Origin of the sequence: Martelella radicis (genome assembly GCF_014196625.1) — a bacterium.
Lineage (GTDB): Bacteria > Pseudomonadota > Alphaproteobacteria > Rhizobiales > Rhizobiaceae > Martelella > Martelella radicis.
This window is the reverse complement of sequence record NZ_JACIDZ010000002.1, coordinates 409427-428622: the sequence shown is the minus strand read 5'-3', so window position 1 is coordinate 428622 and position 19196 is coordinate 409427. Positions and strand designations below refer to the sequence as shown.

Below are 19196 nucleotides of genomic sequence, written 5' to 3'. Positions count from 1 at the left end.
CCGCCGCAACGGGTCCATGCCGCTTTCCCATACCGCCAAATCGGCCCGTTTAACTTGACGCTGGGGCGCTTTCATGATGAAGCTCACCGCCAAAATCACCAAGAAAATGACCGAGTAGCACCGATATGGCCTCTGAACGTTACAACCCGCGCAAAGTCGAACCGAACTGGCAGAAGAAGTGGAACGAGGACAATGTCTTCGTCACCGACAATGCCGACCCGCGCGAGACCTACTACGTGCTTGAAATGTTTCCCTATCCCTCGGGACGCATTCACATCGGCCATGTCCGCAACTACGCAATGGGCGACGTGGTGGCCCGCTACAAGCGCGCGCGCGGCTACAATGTTCTCCATCCCATGGGCTGGGACGCTTTCGGCATGCCGGCGGAAAATGCGGCAATGCAGAACAAGGTCCACCCCAAGGACTGGACCTATGAGAACATTGCCACGATGCGCAACCAGCTGAAATCCATGGGCCTGTCGCTCGACTGGACCCGTGAATTCGCCACCTGCGATGTCGAATACTACCAGCGCCAGCAGCATCTCTTCATCGACATGCTGGAAAAGGGCCTTGTCTACCGCAAGCAATCGAAGGTGAACTGGGACCCGGTCGACATGACCGTTCTGGCCAATGAACAGGTGATCGAGGGGCGCGGCTGGCGTTCCGGCGCGCTTGTGGAACAGCGCGAGCTCACCCAGTGGTTCTTCAAGATCACCGATTTTGCCCAGGACCTGCTCGACGCGCTCGACACGCTGGACGGCTGGCCCGAAAAAGTGCGGCTGATGCAGAAGAACTGGATCGGCCGTTCCGAAGGCATGATGGTGCGCTGGGACATCTCCGACGGCGCGGAGAAGGCCGGCAACCACGAGGAACTGACGGTCTACACCACCCGCCCGGACACGATCTTCGGCGCGTCCTTCATGGCGATTTCCGCCGACCATCCGCTGGCGAAGGAAGCCGCCAAGCACGATGACAAGGTCGCCGCCTTCTGCGAGGAAACGCGCCGGGCCGGCACCTCTCTGGCAGCGCTGGAGACGGCGGAAAAGAAGGGCGTCGACACCGGCATCCGCGTGCGCCATCCCTTTGACGAGAATTGGGAACTGCCCGTCTACGTCGCCAATTTCGTGCTGATGGATTACGGCACGGGCGCGATCTTCGGCTGCCCCTCCGGCGACCAGCGCGACCTGGACTTTGCCCGCAAATACGGACTGCCGGTGACCGCCGTGGTGATGCCGAAGGATGGCGATGCCGCCACTTTCGAGATCGGCGACGAGGCTTACACCGATGACGGCGTGATGATCAATTCGCGCTTCCTCGACGGCATGAGCACGGACGAGGCCTTCGAGGCGATCGCGCTGAAGCTTGAAGCCGATGTCGTGCGCGGAACCCCGCGCGGCGAACGCAAGGTCAATTTCCGCCTGCGCGACTGGGGCATTTCCCGTCAGCGCTACTGGGGCTGCCCGATCCCGGTCATCCATTGCGATGATTGCGGCGTTGTGCCGGTTCCGAAATCCGACCTGCCTGTGAAACTGCCCGACGACATCGATTTCGAAAAGCCCGGCAATCCGCTCGACCGTCACGCCACCTGGCGCCATGTCGCCTGTCCGCAATGCGGCAAGGATGCGCGGCGCGAGACGGACACGATGGACACATTCGTCGATTCGAGCTGGTATTACACCCGCTTTACCGCACCTCACGAAGACGCGCCGACGGACCCGGCGATTGCCGACCGCTGGCTGCCGGTCGACCAGTATATCGGCGGTATCGAGCACGCGATCCTGCACCTGCTCTATTCGCGCTTCTTCACGCGCGCCATGAAGGCCACCGGCCATGTGAACCATGACGAGCCGTTCAAGGGCCTGTTCACCCAGGGCATGGTGGTGCACGAGACCTACCGCCTCGGCGGCAGCGGCACATCCGGCCGCTGGGTTTCGCCGAGCGACGTGACGATCGAGGAAACGGACGGCGCCCGCAAGGCGGTCCTGACCGAGACCGGCGAAGAGGTTGCGATCGGCGCGATCGAGAAGATGTCGAAGTCGAAGAAGAACGTCATCGACCCCGATGATATTCTGGCGACCTATGGCGCTGATACGGCTCGCTTTTTCGTGTTGTCCGATAGTCCGCCCGACCGCGACGTGGTCTGGACCGAGGCGGGGGTCCAAGGCACGTTCCGCTTCGTGCAGCGTATCTGGCGGCTCATTTCCGAGGCGGCCCCTGCCCTTGCCGGGATTGAGGCAAAGGCCGGCAGCGACGGCAAGGCGCTGGAAATCTCGCGCGCCGCGCACAAGACGCTGAAGGCCGTTGCCGCCGACCTCGACGGTCTCGCCTTCAACAAGGCGATTGCCCGCATCTACGAGCTTGTGAACGTTCTGGCGCAGCCGCTCTCGGAGGTCGACAAGGCCGATGGTGAATTGAAGGGCGCGCTGAAACAGGCAAGCCTGTTCCTCACCCATTGTTTTGCACCGATGATGCCGCATCTGGCCGAAGAATGCTGGCAGGCGCTCGGCGCCAAGGGTATGATCGCCATGGCGGCCTGGCCGAAGCATGACGAGGCCCTGACCGCCGATAATGAGGTGATGCTGCCGGTCCAGGTCAATGGCAAGAAGCGCGCCGAATTGACGGTTGCGCGCGATGCCGATCAGGAGAGCATTAAGGCAGCGGTGCTCGAGCTTGAAGCCATTGTCCGTGCGCTGGACGGCAAGGAGCCGCGCAAGATCATCGTCGTGCCGCAGAGGATCGTGAATGTTGTTGTCTAAATCACGCTTGAGAGCGCTTGCCCTTTCGCTCACCGCTGTCGCCACGCTTGCCTCGTGCCAGGTGCGCCCGCTTTATGGCGGCGCGGAGGGCACCGCCCTGAACGCGAAAATGCACGAGCTTGCCTTTTCCGTGCCGACGACGCCTGTGGCCCAATACGTCCGCAACGAGCTGATCTTCCTGACGAGCGGCGGCGCGGGCGAGAGCATCAATGCGAAATATGACGTCGACCTCTCAGCCTTCGCCGTGACCTCCGAACTCCTGCAGGACGACAGTTCCGATACCGCTAGCGCCGGACGCACGATCGTGACAGCAGATTTTGCCCTGCGGAGGCGCGAAGACAGCAAGCTTATTGCGAGCGGTCGCCGGCAGGCAACCGCGCTGCTCGATTTTCCCTCGCAGGAATTTGCCAAGCTGAGGGCCATTCGCGACGCCGAGCAGCGCGCCTCCAAGGAAGTTGCAGAGATCATCAATGCCGATCTCGCGATCGCCCTCAACAAGGAGCCGCCGCTCGACCTGCCCGAAGCGCCGACCGAATAGGATCAAAGGCCGATCTGGCGGGCGGCGAATCGGCAGAGTTTGACTTTTGTGTTGCAATAGCTTGAAAACATTTGCAGATTCGATCGGAACAGCCTGAACGATGACGGAAATCAAGTCTTACAAATTTGATGAATTCCTTCGACAGGATGCTTCGCACTACCGTCTTTTCCTGGTCTACGGCCCCGATCGCGGCCTTGTCAGCGAACGCGCCGGCCTGATCGCCAAGGCGTCGGGCGTGCCTCTTGACGACCCTTTCTCCGTCATGAAGCTCGATATCGGCGATGTTGAAGGCGATGCCGGGCGCATCGTCGACGAGGTGAACGCGATCGGGCTCTTCGGCGGCTCACGGCTTGTGTGGGTCCGGGCCGGCGGCAATGACAAGGCGCTGACCAGTGCGCTCAATACGCTTTCCGAAAACCCGCCCGAAAGCGCCTATCTGATCATCGAGGCCGGAGAACTGCGCAAGGGCACGGCCATGCGCAAGGCCGCCGAGACCTCGCGCCGGATTGCGGCCATTCCCTGCTATGCGGACGACGCACGGGCCCTCAATGCGCTCATCGACCAGACGCTTGGCGAGGCCGAACTGCGGATCACCCCGCAGGCCCGGCAACTCCTCGTCTCGATGATCGGCGGCGACCGGCTTGCGACACGCAACGAAATCGAAAAGCTTGCGCTTTACGGCCGCGGCCTCGACATGATCAACGAAGAAGACGTGGCGGCCGTGATCGGCGACGCCAGCGCGATCTCAGCCGATGATGCCGTGGATGCCGTTCTTTCGGGCGACGTTTCAGCTTTGCGCCACGCCATGACCAAGATTTCACAGTCCAAGACGCCGATTTTCCTGATCCTCAACGGCTGTATCCGCCAATTCCATCTGCTGGACCAGATGCGCGCCGAGATGGAGAGCAAAAGAACGCCTGCGAGCCAGGTGATGCAGAGCCACGGCCGACAGATATTCTTCCGCCGTAAGCCAATCTTCGAAAAGGCGCTTTCGGCCTGGAACGGCAATTCCACCCGGCGCGCGCTTAAAATGCTGTCGGATGCCGTTTTGAACACACGACGCTATCCCGCTCTTGAGGAAAGCATCGCCATGCAGACCCTTCTGGCGCTCACCCTTCGTTCGAACCGTCGCGCCGGATAGCCGCCGCAACGTCTTGAGGAAAGCCGGAAACTCATGAGGGTGAGCTTGCCACGGGCCGACAAGCCCGGTTCGCGTTCGTGACGTTTGCGTCCCTATCTCAAGACTTTTTCGCGCGGACCGGATCCGGACAACCTCCTATTTCTGGAGCTTGCCCCCTGTCACGAGCCTTACATGGCTCGAGGTTCAAGGACACCACCGCTTGCTCGATGAAATGTTTCGGCAAACCAATAGTTCCGGTTTTTCTACGGTCGTCTCGCCTCTGCGCAAAAAAGATCAAGTACTTGTTGGACAAAGATTAAATTGTATCATGTCAATTTGAGATGATACAATTATCAAGGATTCCGTTCAAGCCGGCGGCAAATATCATCGAGTTGATCGAGCGAAGCGTAGGCGATCTTGATCTGGCCGCCGTCACTCTTGTGGTCGATCGTGATCGCCAACCCCAACCGATCCGAAAGGGAACGCTCAAGGGCCAGAGTATCGGCATCCTTTTGCTTCTGCGGCCGAGAAGCGCGGAGTCCGCCACCTTCAATCGCTTTCTGCGCGAGCTTTTCCGCCTCACGAACCGAAAGGCCCTTGTCCACGACCATCCGCGCCAGGGCGTCCGGATCCGGAGTCGAAATCAGCGCGCGGGCGTGACCAGCAGAAAGTGATCCCTCCGCGAGCATTGTTCTCACGCCTTCCGGCAGTTTGAGAAGACGCAGGCTGTTGGCCACATGGCTGCGGCTCTTGCCGATGATTTCACCGAGATCGTTCTGCGTGTAGCCGTGCTCGGCCATCAACAACTCGTAACCATTGGCTTCTTCCAGCGGGTTGAGATCGGCGCGCTGCACGTTCTCGACAATGGCGATTTCGAGAGCGGTACGGTCATCCACGTCGCGTATGAGCGCCGGGACTTCCGAGAGGCCGGCAAGCTGAGCCGCGCGCCAGCGACGCTCGCCAGCAATAATCTCGAAGCGTTGCTCGCCGATAGTCCGCACGACGACAGGCTGCACAATCCCGTGCTGGCGAACCGAGGCAGCGAGATCACGCAGGTCTTCTTCCTCGAAATGACGACGGGGGTTGCGCGGATTTCTGGATATGAATTCGATGGGAATCCGCCGGTCCGCAGTCACCGCGGCAGTCGTCGGCTCGCTCGGCTCGGCCTTTTCGATATCCCCGATCAACGCCGCAAGCCCGCGTCCAAGCCGCCTTTTGGAATTGTCTTCGCTCATGCTCATCACCTTACAATGCTAGAAGTCAGGCGGCCGCCAAGGCCCGCTCACGCTGAATGATCTCCGAGGCAAGCTGGATATAGGCCTGGCTCCCCTGGCATTTCAGGTCATACAGTATGACCGGCTTGCCGAAGGACGGCGCCTCCGAAACCCTGACATTGCGCGGTATCAGCGTCTTGTAGACCTTGTCGCCCATATATTCGCGCACATCGGAGACAACCTGCTGGGCGAGATTGTTGCGCGAGTCAAACATGGTCAGGACAACGCCCTGAATTTCCAGACCAGGATTGATCGTATTGCGCACTTCCGAAACGGTATCCAGAAGCTGGCTTAGCCCCTCAAGCGCGAAAAACTCGCACTGCAGCGGCACGAGGATGGCCTGAGCGGCGCCCATGGCATTCATCGTCAGGAGATTGAAAGAGGGAGGGCAGTCGCAAAACACGTAGCGATACTGGCTGACATCCGACTGCGCCAGCGCATCGCGAAGCTTGAACACCCGACGGGGATCGGAGGCGATTTCGAGCTCGAAACCCAGAAGATCCAACGTGGATGGTACAAGATCGAGGTTAGGAACCGCAGTCGGAATCGCTGCCTCGACGATGGTCTTGTCGCCGATCAATACGTCATAAGCAGAGAACTCGCGCTGATCGCGCTCGATGCCGAGACCCGTGCTGGCATTGCCCTGAGGATCAAGGTCCAGCACCAGAACCTTTTCGCCGATGGCCGCAAGTGCTGTAGCCAGATTGATGGCCGTGGTGGTTTTTCCGACGCCACCCTTCTGGTTGGCGACCGTGATGACACGCGTTTTACGATTCATTAACCATTCCGCCAGTTTTCAAGAAGCCGAGGACGACGCAAGGCGGGAAATTTCCAGGATCACGGAGCCGGGCTCAACCTTGCTGTCATGTTTTACCAGATCGAAGTCCCAATGGTCACGCGCTTTGTCGATCTCGCGCTGATAATCCCGTCCTTTGTGGAAAAACGCCCGGAATTGCGGCTCTCTCCGAAACCAGGGCGCGGCATATTCGAACAGCAGAGAAAGATCCGCAAGCGCCCGCGCAGACATCGCCACAGCGCTCTCGATATCCGCCGGCGCCGTTTCAGCACGGATGGCATGAACGCTCGCCCGAGCGCCTGTCTCCCGGATTGCAGTGCGCAGGAAAGACGCTTTCTTGTTGTTGCTTTCAACTAGGTGGACCCAGCCGTCGCCCCGCTCGGCCAGGAGAATTGCAGTGATCAACCCGGGAAAGCCGCCGCCGCTGCCGATGTCGATCCACGCTTTCGGAGTAGGTGACAGCTGATGTATTTGTGCGCTGTCTGCAACATGCCGGTCCCAGAATTGCTGTCGCGTCGAAGGCGCCACGAGATTGATCGACTTCGCCCATTTTTCGAAGTGGCCTGCGAAGCGCTCAAGCCTTTCCTGTGTTTCACGTGAAACACTCTGTCCATTGAGCTTCATGGACCCTCTCATGCTGCAACCGGCCGCAAGCTCTTCAGCCTAACCAACAGCAGCGAAAGCGCCGCTGGCGTCATTCCATCAATCCGGCTCGCTTGTGCAATCGTCGACGGTCGCGCCTTCGAAAGCTTGCCTTTCAACTCATTCGACAGTCCTGGCAAGGCCGAATAATCGAAATCGTCTGGTATCGCCCTGCCCTCGTCCTTCCGCACCTGAGCAATATCAGAAGCCTGACGGTCGAGATAAACCGCATAGGCCGCCTCGATCTCTATCGCATTGCGGACCGATATCGGAATCTCGCCAAGTTCGGGCCAGATAGCCACGACACTGGCAAAATCCTGTTCCGGATAGGCCAGCAGATCATAGCCAGTGCGACGCTGCCCATCCTGGTTAAGCTTCAGACCATGAAGGGCGGCCTCGTTCGGTGTCAACGTTCTTGTTTTCAACGCATCACGCGCACGCTGCAATGCCGCGGCATAATTTTCAAACCGCGCCCGTCGCGAGGAAGAGACAATGCCAAGCGCCATCGCCAGCGGCGTTAGTCTCTCATCGGCATTATCGGCTCGCAATGTCAGCCGATACTCTGCGCGTGAGGTAAACATGCGGTAGGGTTCGGTCACCCCACGTGTGGTCAGATCATCAACCATCACGCCGATATAGGAATCAGTCCGCGAGAAAACCACCGCCTCGCCACCACCCGCAAGCCGGGCCGCGTTCAGGCCGGCTACAAGTCCCTGCGCACCCGCCTCTTCATAGCCTGTCGTACCGTTGATCTGCCCCGCCAGAAACAGGCCTGGCATCTTCTTCAATTCCAGTGAAGGCTTGAGCTCCCGGGGATCGACATGATCGTACTCGATCGCATAGCCGGGCTGCAGAATATCGACCCGCTCCAAACCAGGTATGGCGCGAATAAAGGCGTGCTGCACCTCCTCCGGCAATGAGGTGGAAATGCCATTTGGATAGATCGTATCATCATCCAGGCCTTCCGGTTCCAGGAAGATCTGATGGCCATCACGATCACCAAAGCGCATGATCTTGTCTTCAATCGATGGGCAATAGCGCGGGCCCACGCCTTCGATCTGACCCGAATACATCGCGGACAGGCCGATATTATCGCGGATAATCGCATGCACGTCCGGCGTTGTGCGGGTAATGCCACAATCGATCTGCGGGTTCTTAACACCATCGCTCATGAAGGAAAATGGCACTGCATCGCTATCGGCCTTCTGCCGGTCAAGCGATGTCCAGTCGATCGTCCGTCCGTCAAGCCGCGCTGGCGTGCCGGTTTTCAAACGGCCAAGCGAAAGCCCAAGCCGGCCGAGCGTCTGGGAAAGCCCGAGTGAAGGCGCCTCCCCAACGCGACCGGCCGGAATCTTGCGCATGCCGATATGGATCAAGCCGCGCAAAAACGTGCCGGTCGTCAATACCGCAGCGCCGCAGGCAAAACGCCGGCCATCGTCGGTCGTCACCGCCTCGACCCGTCCGTTCAACGTTTCGACATCAAACACGTCGCCTTCGACGATATCCAGATAATTAATGTCGGAAAGAGCATCCTGCATCGCGCGACGATAGAGCTTGCGGTCGGCCTGGCTGCGCGGGCCGCGAACAGCGGGCCCCTTGCGCCGGTTCAACATGCGATACTGGATCGCCGCTGCATCGGCCACGCGGCCCATAAGACCATCCAACGCGTCAATCTCGCGAACCAAATGGCCCTTCCCCAGCCCGCCAATAGCCGGATTGCACGACATGATGCCGATGGTCTCGCGCTTATGGGTGATAAGAGCCGTTTTCGCACCCGCACGTGCAGCCGCTGATGCAGCCTCGCATCCAGCGTGACCACCGCCGATGACGATGACATCGTAATGATCGGTCATGAGAATTGCTCCATTCGAGGCTCAACGGCATCGCGCCGGAACCTTTCATTTGTTGGCGTTGGTTGTGCCGTCTCGCTACGAACGAGTCAAGATTGTTTCACGTGAAACATTGGCCTATTTGCCGACGCAAAAGGATGAAAAGATCACGTCAAGCAGGTCTTCAACGTCAACCCTCCCAGTAATCCGTCCCAGCGCTTCCGCCGCCAGACGAAGCGATTCAGAGGGAAGCTCCGGCGAAAGCGTCCGTGCCGCCTGGGCTTCATCCAGAGAGACTAGTGCCTGTCGCAATTGATCAGTCTGTCGCGACCGAACCGGCAGACTAAAGGAGGACCCCGCCACGCGATCCGCAAGGCAACCGGAGATCGCTTCTATGAGCCGGTCAATTCCCACCCCAGTGCGAGACGACAGAAGCAGATCGAAACCGTCGACCTCCCCGCCGAGATCGGCCTTGGTACCCACAAGAAGGCAATCACGATCGGAGAACGTTTCGGGCGCTGTACCGGAAGTAATGTCGGCAAGTGAGAGAACCAGATCCGCTGTTTCAAGCACAGCCCGGGCGCGACGCACACCCTCGGCCTCTACCATGTCTTCCGTCTCGCGCAGCCCGGCCGTGTCATAAAGCCGAACCGCATAACCGCCGATATCGAGATGAACCTCGAGAATGTCCCGCGTGGTTCCGGCAACATCGGTGACGATGGCGATATCCCGTTTCGCCAGCACATTCAGCAGGCTGGATTTTCCGGCATTTGGCGGACCGGCGATCACCACCTGATAGCCGTCGCGAATGATTTCTCCGGTGCGGCTGCCAGCAAGGTGAATACGGATCGCTTCGGCCACTTCTTCCACGCTATGCCAGATCGTTTCGGAAACCGAACCGGGAATATCATCCTCGTCGGAGAAGTCGAGCTCAGCCTCGATCATCGCGCGGGAATGGGTCAGCGCATCGGCCCAGCCCTGATAGAGACCGGAAAGATTACCGCTTGCCTGTTCCATCGCAAGCCGGCGCTGCATTTCCGTCTCGGCAACGATGATATCGGAAAGACCCTCTGCCTCGACCAGATCCAGCTTGCCATTCTCGAACGCCCGCCGGGTAAACTCGCCCGCTTCGGCATGACGCGCTTCACCGAAGCCGGACAAGCAATCCAGCATGGCTCGCACCACCGCACGGCCGCCATGAAGATGAAACTCGACGCAATCTTCGCCGGTAAAGGAAGAAGGAGCCTGAAAGGCAAGGACCAGAGCCTGATCGATCGGGCTTCCGCCGGCATCCCGCAATGTCATCAACTGCGCCTTGCGGAGGGCGGGGACGCGGCCTGCGACCGACGCGCAGATATTGAATGCCGCTCCTCCCGACAATCGTATCACTGCGACGCCAGAGGGAAGCGCGCCACTCGAAAGTGCAAATATGGTGTCGGTCGATCGCATCATTCGCGCCTGGGCCAATGAAAATTCGATATGTATTTCAATATCTTATATGGCTACCAGCCCTGCTTTCCCGTTTCCGTAACACCGGACGACAAAAACCAAATTCTGGGATGGTTCAACCACTCAGATCGAAACGGTCGTTCCTCCGCAAGAAGAAAAGGCCCTCTCGGACAGGGGCTTCTTTCCTGTCAGCGGCGTCAGGTGTTCATCGATTCGAAGAACTCGGCATTGCTCTTCGTCTGCTTCAGCTTGTCGATGAGGAACTCGATGCCGTCGGTCGTGCCCATCGGGGCAAGGATACGGCGCAGGACGAAGACCTTCTGCAGATCCTGACGCGGAACTAGCAGGTCCTCCTTGCGGGTGCCAGACTTGAGAATATCGATCGCCGGGAAGATTCGCTTGTCGGCGACCTTACGATCCAGCACGATTTCCGAGTTGCCGGTGCCTTTGAACTCTTCGAAGATCACTTCGTCCATGCGGCTGCCGGTATCGATCAGCGCGGTCGCAATGATCGTCAGCGAGCCGCCCTCTTCGATATTGCGCGCCGCGCCAAAGAAACGCTTCGGCCGCTGCAGCGCATTGGCGTCAACGCCGCCGGTCAGCACCTTGCCGGAAGACGGCACGACGGTGTTGTAGGCGCGGCCGAGACGGGTGATGGAATCGAGCAGGATGACGACGTCGCGGCCATGCTCGACCAGGCGCTTCGCCTTCTCGATCACCATTTCAGCAACCTGAACGTGGCGCACCGCCGGTTCATCGAAAGTCGAAGACACGACCTCGCCCTTCACCGAGCGCTGCATGTCGGTCACTTCTTCCGGACGCTCGTCGATCAGAAGCACGATCAGGAAGCATTCGGGATGATTGGCCGTGATGGAATGGGCGATGTTCTGCAAAAGAACCGTCTTACCCGTGCGCGGCGGCGCGACAATCAGGCCGCGCTGGCCCTTGCCGAGCGGCGCCACCAGATCGATGACGCGCGGCGAAAGGTCCTTCGACGTCGGGTTTTCAAGTTCCATGTTGAACCGCTCATCGGGATAAAGCGGTGTCAGATTGTCGAAATGGACCTTGTGGCGGATCTTCTCCGGATCATCGGAATTGATCGTGTTGACCTTCAAAAGGGCGAAATACCGCTCGCCTTCCTTCGGCCCGCGGATCGGTCCCTCGACCGTATCGCCGGTCTTCAGCGCGAAGCGGCGGATCTGGGAGGGCGAAATATAGATGTCGTCCGGGCCCGGCAGATAATTGGCGTTGGCCGAACGCAGGAAGCCGAAACCGTCCTGAAGAACCTCGACAACGCCTTCGCCGATGATCTCGACATCCTGCGTGGCCAGCACCTTCAGAATGGCGAACATCAGCTCCTGCTTGCGCATCGTGCTGGCGCCTTCGACCTCAAGTGATTCGGCAAAGGCCAGGAGGTCGGTTGGTGTCTTGCTCTTCAGTTCCTGAAGCTTCATTTGAGACATGAAGTAAACCGTGAATTGTTGTGATGATCGAAAGGCCGGTTGCACTGGTGGAGCAGTGCCAATTTGGATTGGCGCAGGGGTAGTCTTGCACAGCCTTTTTGGATGGGTTGGCTGGAAGATACTGATTTGCCCGTGTCGTTACAAGAGCAAATACGCGTTTTTGTCCCGGAAAACGCGCCAAACCATTTATCAAACGATTAAAAGGGTTTAACGATCACCATTATCACGGCAATGATCATCAGCACGGTCGGCGCTTCGTTGACAATCCGCCAGTGCCGTGCGCTGGTCGAGCGCTTATCGGCGGCAAAATCCTTGATCGCCTTGCTGTAATAGCCATGGACGCCGGACATCAGGAAAACGGCGAGAAGCTTCACATGCAGCCAGCCATCGGTCAGCCAGCCGCCGTCCCAGGCGAGATAGAGGCCGAAGATCCAGGTCAGGATCATGGCCGGGTTCATGATCACCTTCATCAGACGGTATTCCATCACCTTGAAGGTCTCCGATTTCTCCGAACCCGGCGCGCTGTCGGCGTGATAGACGAAGAGCCGCGGCATGTAGAACATGCCGGCCATCCAGGAAATCACCGCGATCACGTGAATGGCCGTCGCCCAGAGATAGAAACTGTCGCGCTGGAAGATGAATAGTCCCAGACAGACGAACAGGAACAGAAGCAGCGCCGTCATCGCCCGGCTTGCCGATTTCTTGCCCGCAACCTTTCCGGTTTCGCCCTGGTCCGTCATCATTTCCTCCACATCTATTTGATTTATATATATTATTCTTCGCCGCGCACCAGCTTGACGAGGGTTAAGACGGTTTCGGGATCCACTTCCGGCGTGATCCCGTGACCGAGATTGAAGATCATCGGACCGTCCGACAAGGCTTCAACAATAGCCCTCGCACGCGCTTTCATCAGATCACCGCCCGCAACCAGTGACAGCGGATCGAGATTGCCCTGCACGGGCCCGTCCTTCTGCAGCTCCTTGGCAATGGCGAGCGGCACGGTCCAGTCGAGGCCGATCGCATTGGCATCGGTTTTCTGCCGGTAGGTCGAAAGATTGGGGCCTGCGCCCTTGGCAAAGGCAATGATCTTCGCGCCCGGCACGGCCTGACGCACCGTCTTGACGATACGGGCAACGGGGGCAGCGGCAAAATCGACAAAACCCTCTTCGCCGAGCACGCCTGCCCAACTGTCGAAAATTTGCACCGCATCGGCGCCGGCCTTCAATTGCCGGATCAGATAGTCGGCGGAGAGATCGGCGATCAGATCAAGAAGCTTCAGGAACTCCGTCCTGTGACGATAGGCGAAGAGCCGTGCGGGCGCCTGGTCGCTCGTCCCCTTCCCTGCAATCATGTAGGTTGCCACGGTCCAGGGTGCGCCGCAAAAGCCGAGAAGGCTCGTCTGGCTTGGCAGGCTCTCGCGGATGCGCCCTACTGCCTCGATTACCGGATCAAGCGTGTCAGCCGCATAGCGGGCTTCCAAACGTCCAATGTCGTCGGCCTCGATCGGATCAAGACGCGGTCCCTCACCCTTTTCAAAGCGAACCCCGCATTTCAATGCATCCGGGATCACGAGAATGTCGGAAAACAGGATGGCGGCGTCAAAGCCGTAACGCCTGATTGGCTGCAGGGTCACTTCCGTTGCAAAATCGGGATTGTAGCAAAGGTTGAGGAAGCCGCCCGCCTTTTCCCTCAAGGCCCGGTATTCGGGCAAATAACGGCCTGCCTGCCGCATCAGCCAGATCGGCGGCGGGTTGACGGTCTCACCCTCAAGCACGCGTTCCAGCGTCCGTTCTGCCATATCCCCAGCCCTTGCAAATAATGAATCTGTTTATGTTTGGATTCCTTTTATTTCTTAGAGTCTGTGAGGATCAAGGATTAAAGGGTTTTCCGCGACTATGAGTCTTTTCCACGCATTTGGCCGTCTTGGGTGGGCCCAAAAATCCGCCTTCATGGCAATTGTGGGGAAGAGGATGGAATAATTCATGGATTCAAATCCTTGGCGTGTCGCGCAGGCTCTCGTCGGCCTGTGCAAAACCGTTGGAATTTTGCCGCAAAAACCATTCTTTTCCCCGTTTTCAACAGAGGCGTTTGAACCTTCTCGACAAAAGGGGATATGTGGATAAATCGCAAGACAACCCACAGGCCAAAATCGGCGCTTCGCATTCGTCCCGTTTTGTCCAGCGTTATGAACAGGAGGCGAAGGACATCGTGGAAAACCGCAAAAACTTCTTTCACCTCCATCTGATCTCCGATTCGACGGGCGAAACGCTGATCTCCACCGGCCGCGCGGTTTCCGCCCAGTTCGGCGGTTATGAGCCGATCGAACATGTTTATCCGCTGGTGCGCAGCCGCAAGCAGGTGCTCGCCGTGCTCAGGGCGATCGACGAGGCGCCGGGCATTGTTCTCTATACGGTGGTCAATGAGGAACTGGGCGCGCTTCTGGAAGAAATGTGCCGGGACATGAATGTGCCCTGCGTCAATGTTCTCGATCCGGTCGCCAGGGTGTTCCAGTCCTATCTGGGCACGGCCTCGCGCCGGCGCTCGGGCGCACAGCACAGCCTGGACGAGGACTATTTTGCCCGCATCGAGGCACTGAACTACGCCATGGATCACGATGACGGGCAGATGCCGGAAACCTATGACGAGGCGGATGTCGTCATCCTCGGCATTTCCCGCACATCGAAGACGCCGACAAGCGTCTATCTCGCCAATCGTGGCGTGAAGGCCGCCAATATTCCGATCGTGCCGGGAATGAAACTGCCCGAAAGCCTGTATCGGGCGAAGCGGCCGCTGATCGTCTGCCTGATCGCCTCGCCGGGACGGATTTCGCAGGTCCGCGAATTCCGCGAATTCGGCAGCGGCGCGGATGAGGGCAAGAGCGAATATACCGATCGCGCGGTGATTGCCGAAGAGCTGAAATATGCCCGCAGCCTTGCCGCCCAGAACAACTGGCCGATCATCGATGTCTCCCGCCGGTCGATCGAGGAGACGGCGGCGGCCATTCTTGCCCTGAAATACGAGCTGAAATAGCAACGCTGGAGCTGCGAGAGGAAAGCGCCGATGCCGAACAACGAAGCGATCATCCTGGCCTCCACCAGTCCGTCGAGGCGGGCGCTGCTCGCCAATGCGGGGATCGCCTTTTCCAGCATGCGCCCGCATGTGGATGAACGGGCGACGGAAGCGCCTTTCCTGAAGACCGGCGCGACGCCTGATTTTCTTGCCGGTCTTTTGTCGCGGGCAAAGGCGCTCGATGTCGCGGGCCGCGCGCCGGGGGCCTTCGTCATCGGCGGTGATCAGGTGATGGCTTTCGAGGGGGGCTCCTATTCGAAGCCGGAAAACCGCAAGGAAGCGCGCGAGCATCTGATGCGCCTTTCCGGCAAGACGCATTACCTGATGAGCGCCTTCGCGATTGCCCGCGATGGCGAGATCCTGTTCGAGGCCTGCGAGACGGCCGCCTTGCACATGCGCCGGCTCGACGAGGCTGAGATCGATCGCTATCTGGAGCGCCTTTCCGACGAGGCGCTGTTTTCCTCGGGCGTTTACCAGCTGGAAGGCCTGGGCGTGCGACTGTTCGAGCGGATCGACGGCGATTTCTTCACGATATTGGGCATGCCGATGCTTGAGCTGCTGGCGGCCCTGCGCAAACTCGGAGCACTGCATGACTGATTCACGTGAAACCAATCTGCGGCGGGCCTGCGTCATCGGCCATCCCGTTTCCCAGTCCCGCTCGCCGCTGGTTCATGGCTACTGGCTGAAGAAATACGGAATTTCCGGGGACTATGTGCGCGAGGACGTGGCCCCGGGCGAAATCGCGGGCTTCATCGATCGTCTGCGCTCCGGCGAAGCCGGTCTCGTTGGCTGCAATGTCACCATCCCTCACAAGATGGCCGCGTTCGAGCTTGCCGATGAAGCCGATGAAAATGCCACGCTTCTGGGCGCTGCAAACACGCTCTGGGTCGAAAACGGACGCGTTCATGCGACCAATACTGACGGCCTCGGCTTCACCGGCAATCTTGATGCGACCCATCCCGGCTGGGATTATGCGGAGAAGGCCGTAGTGCTGGGGGCCGGCGGCGGCGCGCGCTCGATCGTCATGGCGCTCAAACAGCGCGGCATTTCCCACATCCACATCGTCAACCGCACGCTGGCGCGGGCCTCCGAACTAGCCGCGCGGCTTGGCGACCGGGTCGACGCGCATGACATGGACCGGCTTGCCGAGGTGATGAAGGGCGCAGGCCTTTTCGTCAACACGACCTCGCTTGGCATGAAGGGCGGCGCCGTACCGGACTTTGACTTCGGCCTGCTGTCCGAAAACGCCATTGTTGCCGATATCGTCTATGTGCCGCTCGAAACGCCGATCCTGAAACAGGCGAAGGCGCACGGGCTGAAGACGGCGGACGGGCTCGGCATGCTGCTGCACCAGGCCGTGCCGGGTTTTGAGAAATGGTTCGGTAGGAAGCCCGAGGTCGATGCCGCGCTGAGGGACGAGATCATCGCCGATCTGGAGGCGAACGGATGATCATTCTCGGCCTCACCGGCTCGATCGGCATGGGAAAGTCCACCACGGCGGGCTTTTTTACCGAAGCCGGCATACCGGTGCAAAATGCCGATGAGGTGGTGCACGCGCTTTATCGCGGCAGGGCCGTGGCCCCGGTCGAGGCTGCCTTTCCGGGCGTTGCCGAAGATGGCGTGATCAATCGCGCGCGCCTCAGCAAGGCGCTTGCCGGCAAGCCCGAGAACTTCGAGAAACTGGAGGCGATTGTCCATCCGCTGGTGCGTGAGGAACGCGACCGCTTCCTGGAGAAGGCGCGCGCCGACGAAGCGCCGATCGCCGTGCTCGACATCCCCCTCCTGTTCGAGACCGGCGCCGATCGCGCCGTCGATTATGTGCTGGTCGTCACCTGCGTTCCCGAGATCCAGCGCGAACGCGTGCTGGCGCGACCGGATATGACAGTGGAAAAGTTCGAAACCGTGCTCAAACGTCAGCTTGCCGATGGCGAAAAACGCGCGCGAGCCGACTATATTGTCGACACGGGACACGGCATTGACGAGGCGCGGACGGCGGTTGGTCAGATCATTGCCGAACTGAAGGACAAGGCGGCGGACGGCGCGGCGCAAAAAGATTAAGGAGCGGTGATGAAGGTCACGCGCGATATCATTTTCGATACCGAAACAACGGGCATGGACAAGAATGACGACCGGCTGATCGAGATCGGCGGCGTCGAGTTGATCGACCATTTCCCGACCGGAAAGACCTTCCATGTCTATGTCAATCCGGACGGCAAGACCGTGCATCCGGAAGCCCTTCAGGTGCATGGCATTTCAGACGAGTTCCTCAAGGATAAGCCGGTCTTTGCCGATGTGGTCGACGATCTCCTGGCCTTTTTCGACGGTGCCCGCTGGATCGCCCACAACGCCGCCTTCGACATGGGCTTCATCAATGCCGAACTCGGCCGGCTCGGCAAGCCGCCGATCGACCAGGAGATGGTGGTCGACACGTTGGCGCTGGCGCGGCGCAAGCACCCGATGGGCCCCAACAGCCTCGACGCGCTCTGCAAGCGCTATTCGATCGACAATGCCCACCGCACCAAGCACGGCGCGCTGCTCGACGCGGAATTGCTGGCGGAGGTCTATATCGAGATGTCCGGCGGGCGTCAGGCGGCCTTCCGCCTCGTCAATGCCGGCTCGGCGGATGAATATGACAGCGACGGCAATCTGCGCAAGCTGCCGCCCCTCGTCCGCCCCCGCCCGCTCCCCTCGCGCGTTCACGCGGAAGAGGCCGAGGCGCACGCGAAAATGCTCGCCGAGATCGGCGACAAGGCGTTGTGGCACAGCGTCTCGGGGACGTGAGGCGTTTTCCGGACCGTGCTAGCCTATCGTGCCGAGAGCCAGAATTAGTACCAAGGCTACCCCTGCTATTATTGCAAACTTCCCGTTTGCCTGCAGCTTCATGCCGGCCGTGGAAAATTCTAGTTTCTCTAAGTGTGTATCCATTGTTTTGTCCTGATTGATCTTTGGGTGTGAAGAAGCGCAGCTCTGGCCGCCTTCGCGAAAATCGCATCGGTCTTGTTACGCGTGAACAAGACGAAACGGCCCATATGCACCGGTTCGGCTTCGACTTCTTCTTAATGAAGGGGTAATTGCCAAAATCAGGTGCTGGCCGATCTTCCGCCCACCGATCTCCCCCTTTGAGGGGGAGATGTCGCGAAAGCGACAGAGGGGGGTAAAGGGCATGAGCCGCATACTCCGAATTTCCCGAGAGGGTTCACCCCTCTCTGCCCCTTTCGGGGCATCTCTCCCTCAAGGGGAGAGATTTTTGGGGCAAGCGCCCTGCCCTCACTTCACATATTTCCGCCAGTCGTGCTGTTCCTCAAACCCCAGAACCTCGCGGATCTTGCGGTTGGAAAGCGGCGCTTCGTAATCGCCCATCTCCCGGGTGATCGGCGTGTTGGGCGCGTACTTCTTCAGGAAATCGACCGTCTTCTCGTTGGCCGTGATCGTGTCGTTGGTGGCGTTGAACACCTCGAAGCCGAGCCCGTCCTTCTTTAGACACAGATCGACGATCTGGCCGAGGTCGCGCGCATCGATATAGCTCCAGGCATTGCGCTTGCGCGAGGGCGGATCGGCGAGGAAGGCCGGGAACTTGGCATAGTCGTCCGGCGAGATGACATTGCCGATCCGAAGCGCGTAGATATCGGCGCCGAAGCGCAGCGCGAAGGCGCGCGCCGTCTTCTCGTTGCAGACCTTGGAAAGCCCGTAGCTGTCGAGCGGATCGACGTCATAATCCTCTTCGAGCGGAAAGGCGTGGAAATCCCGGTCGCCCTCGGCGAAACAGACGCCATAGGTGGTCTCGCTCGAGGCAATGATGACCTTGCGGACGCCGAGCTTCATCGCCGCCTCGATGACGTTGTAGGTCGAGATCACATTGGTCTGGTAGGTGACGTTGTCAGGCGTGATCATCACGCGCGGAATGGCGGCAAAATGCACGACGGCATCGGGCGCTTCGGGCAGCTTGCCGGCGTCATAGCGGTCCATGCCGAAATGCATGGACATGGCGTTGAACACCTGGCCGCTGTCGGTCAGGTCGGTGATCAGCGTGTTGACCTCCGGATGATCGAGCGCGACCAGATCGAGATTGAGAACGTCGTGGCCCCTGTCGAAAAGATAGGGGATCACGTCGCGGCCGGCCTTGCCGCTGCCGCCGGTGAAAACGATGCGTTTTGTCATTTCTTCCTCGCTATTGGCATGCTCCTCGAACGGGCGGGATCGTGCAACGATCGGGCGGGGGCGTCAAATCGATTTTACCGGCTTTTGCAGGACCGGCTTGGC

Annotated in this window: 17 protein-coding genes; 8 read left to right on the top strand and 9 right to left on the bottom strand. The window is 59.5% G+C overall.

What is annotated here, in order from left to right; genetic code table 11:
• The first annotated feature begins 125 nt into the window (after positions 1 to 125).
• From leuS to holA, 3 genes are all read left to right on the top strand, one after another.
• Positions 126 to 2756: a leucine--tRNA ligase gene (gene leuS, locus GGR30_RS05550; protein ID WP_183483347.1), complete on the top strand. Its 2631-nt coding sequence runs from the start codon at positions 126 to 128 to the stop codon at positions 2754 to 2756.
• Positions 2749 to 3294: a hypothetical protein gene (locus GGR30_RS05545; protein ID WP_246413579.1), complete on the top strand. Its 546-nt coding sequence runs from the start codon at positions 2749 to 2751 to the stop codon at positions 3292 to 3294. The genes leuS and GGR30_RS05545 overlap by 8 nt, the downstream gene beginning before the upstream one ends.
• 100 nt (positions 3295 to 3394) lie before the next feature.
• Positions 3395 to 4435: a DNA polymerase III subunit delta gene (gene holA / locus GGR30_RS05540; RefSeq protein ID WP_183483343.1), complete on the top strand. Its 1041-nt coding sequence runs from the start codon at positions 3395 to 3397 to the stop codon at positions 4433 to 4435.
• A 332-nt stretch (positions 4436 to 4767) separates the two neighbouring features.
• Here the strand turns inward: holA and GGR30_RS05535 are convergent, their stop codons facing one another.
• From GGR30_RS05535 to hemE, 8 genes are all read right to left on the bottom strand, one after another.
• Positions 4768 to 5649, bottom strand: a complete 882-nt coding sequence (locus tag GGR30_RS05535) for a ParB/RepB/Spo0J family partition protein (protein WP_183483341.1) — start codon at positions 5647 to 5649, stop codon at positions 4768 to 4770.
• A gap of 25 nt (positions 5650 to 5674) precedes the next feature.
• Positions 5675 to 6466, bottom strand: coding sequence for a ParA family protein (locus GGR30_RS05530; protein WP_183483339.1), 792 nt, complete (start codon positions 6464 to 6466; stop codon positions 5675 to 5677).
• 18 nt (positions 6467 to 6484) lie between these two features.
• Positions 6485 to 7108, bottom strand: coding sequence for a 16S rRNA (guanine(527)-N(7))-methyltransferase RsmG (gene rsmG, locus GGR30_RS05525; RefSeq protein WP_183483337.1), 624 nt, complete (start codon positions 7106 to 7108; stop codon positions 6485 to 6487).
• An 8-nt stretch (positions 7109 to 7116) separates the two neighbouring features.
• On the bottom strand, positions 7117 to 8979 hold the full coding sequence (mnmG, locus tag GGR30_RS05520; RefSeq protein WP_183483335.1) for a tRNA uridine-5-carboxymethylaminomethyl(34) synthesis enzyme MnmG: 1863 nt from the start codon (positions 8977 to 8979) through the stop codon (positions 7117 to 7119).
• A 114-nt stretch (positions 8980 to 9093) separates the two neighbouring features.
• A complete protein-coding gene (mnmE, locus tag GGR30_RS05515; protein ID WP_183483458.1) occupies positions 9094 to 10404 on the bottom strand; it encodes a tRNA uridine-5-carboxymethylaminomethyl(34) synthesis GTPase MnmE in 1311 nt (436 codons plus the stop codon).
• A gap of 197 nt (positions 10405 to 10601) precedes the next feature.
• Positions 10602 to 11867: a transcription termination factor Rho gene (rho, locus tag GGR30_RS05510; protein ID WP_183483333.1), complete on the bottom strand. Its 1266-nt coding sequence runs from the start codon at positions 11865 to 11867 to the stop codon at positions 10602 to 10604.
• 197 nt (positions 11868 to 12064) lie between these two features.
• Complete coding sequence (gene hemJ, locus GGR30_RS05505) at positions 12065 to 12607, bottom strand: protoporphyrinogen oxidase HemJ (protein WP_183483456.1); 543 nt, start codon at positions 12605 to 12607, stop codon at positions 12065 to 12067.
• A gap of 32 nt (positions 12608 to 12639) precedes the next feature.
• Positions 12640 to 13665, bottom strand: a complete 1026-nt coding sequence (gene hemE, locus GGR30_RS05500; protein WP_183483331.1) for a uroporphyrinogen decarboxylase — start codon at positions 13663 to 13665, stop codon at positions 12640 to 12642.
• A gap of 410 nt (positions 13666 to 14075) precedes the next feature.
• Here hemE and GGR30_RS05495 point away from each other — a divergent pair, with 410 nt between their 5' ends.
• Genes GGR30_RS05495 through dnaQ form a run of 5 tightly spaced genes read left to right on the top strand, consistent with a single transcriptional unit; the run spans position 14076 to position 17717 of the window.
• Entirely contained in the window at positions 14076 to 14897 is an 822-nt protein-coding gene (locus GGR30_RS05495; protein ID WP_183483329.1) for a pyruvate, water dikinase regulatory protein, read from the top strand.
• 30 nt (positions 14898 to 14927) lie between these two features.
• Positions 14928 to 15533, top strand: coding sequence for a Maf family nucleotide pyrophosphatase (locus GGR30_RS05490; protein ID WP_183483327.1), 606 nt, complete (start codon positions 14928 to 14930; stop codon positions 15531 to 15533).
• On the top strand, positions 15526 to 16386 hold the full coding sequence (locus GGR30_RS05485) for a shikimate dehydrogenase (RefSeq protein WP_183483325.1): 861 nt from the start codon (positions 15526 to 15528) through the stop codon (positions 16384 to 16386). The genes GGR30_RS05490 and GGR30_RS05485 overlap by 8 nt, the downstream gene beginning before the upstream one ends.
• Entirely contained in the window at positions 16383 to 16994 is a 612-nt protein-coding gene (gene coaE, locus GGR30_RS05480) for a dephospho-CoA kinase (RefSeq protein WP_183483323.1), read from the top strand. The genes GGR30_RS05485 and coaE overlap by 4 nt, the downstream gene beginning before the upstream one ends.
• A gap of 9 nt (positions 16995 to 17003) precedes the next feature.
• On the top strand, positions 17004 to 17717 hold the full coding sequence (gene dnaQ, locus GGR30_RS05475; protein ID WP_061449845.1) for a DNA polymerase III subunit epsilon: 714 nt from the start codon (positions 17004 to 17006) through the stop codon (positions 17715 to 17717).
• Positions 17718 to 18203: 486 nt separating this feature from the next.
• Here dnaQ and GGR30_RS05470 read toward each other — a convergent pair whose 3' ends face one another.
• Positions 18204 to 19094: an NAD-dependent epimerase/dehydratase family protein gene (locus GGR30_RS05470; protein ID WP_183483321.1), complete on the bottom strand. Its 891-nt coding sequence runs from the start codon at positions 19092 to 19094 to the stop codon at positions 18204 to 18206.
• Between the last annotated feature and the right edge of the window lie 102 nt (positions 19095 to 19196).

Excerpts from the sequence above, each read along its gene's own strand:
- hemJ (WP_183483456.1), bottom strand. The coding sequence starts at position 12,607 with ATGACGGACCAGGGCGAAACCGGAAAGGTTGCGGGCAAGAAATCGGCA.
- GGR30_RS05485 (WP_183483325.1), top strand. The coding sequence starts at position 15,526 with ATGACTGATTCACGTGAAACCAATCTGCGGCGGGCCTGCGTCATCGGC.
- rho (WP_183483333.1), bottom strand. The coding sequence starts at position 11,867 with ATGTCTCAAATGAAGCTTCAGGAACTGAAGAGCAAGACACCAACCGAC.
- dnaQ (WP_061449845.1), top strand. The coding sequence starts at position 17,004 with ATGAAGGTCACGCGCGATATCATTTTCGATACCGAAACAACGGGCATG.
- GGR30_RS05535 (WP_183483341.1), bottom strand. The coding sequence starts at position 5,649 with ATGAGCGAAGACAATTCCAAAAGGCGGCTTGGACGCGGGCTTGCGGCG.
- leuS (WP_183483347.1), top strand. The coding sequence starts at position 126 with ATGGCCTCTGAACGTTACAACCCGCGCAAAGTCGAACCGAACTGGCAG.
- GGR30_RS05530 (WP_183483339.1), bottom strand. The coding sequence starts at position 6,466 with ATGAATCGTAAAACGCGTGTCATCACGGTCGCCAACCAGAAGGGTGGC.
- coaE (WP_183483323.1), top strand. The coding sequence starts at position 16,383 with ATGATCATTCTCGGCCTCACCGGCTCGATCGGCATGGGAAAGTCCACC.
- GGR30_RS05490 (WP_183483327.1), top strand. The coding sequence starts at position 14,928 with ATGCCGAACAACGAAGCGATCATCCTGGCCTCCACCAGTCCGTCGAGG.
- hemE (WP_183483331.1), bottom strand. The coding sequence starts at position 13,665 with ATGGCAGAACGGACGCTGGAACGCGTGCTTGAGGGTGAGACCGTCAAC.
- mnmE (WP_183483458.1), bottom strand. The coding sequence starts at position 10,404 with ATGCGATCGACCGACACCATATTTGCACTTTCGAGTGGCGCGCTTCCC.
- mnmG (WP_183483335.1), bottom strand. The coding sequence starts at position 8,979 with ATGACCGATCATTACGATGTCATCGTCATCGGCGGTGGTCACGCTGGA.
- rsmG (WP_183483337.1), bottom strand. The coding sequence starts at position 7,108 with ATGAAGCTCAATGGACAGAGTGTTTCACGTGAAACACAGGAAAGGCTT.
- holA (WP_183483343.1), top strand. The coding sequence starts at position 3,395 with ATGACGGAAATCAAGTCTTACAAATTTGATGAATTCCTTCGACAGGAT.
- GGR30_RS05470 (WP_183483321.1), bottom strand. The coding sequence starts at position 19,094 with ATGACAAAACGCATCGTTTTCACCGGCGGCAGCGGCAAGGCCGGCCGC.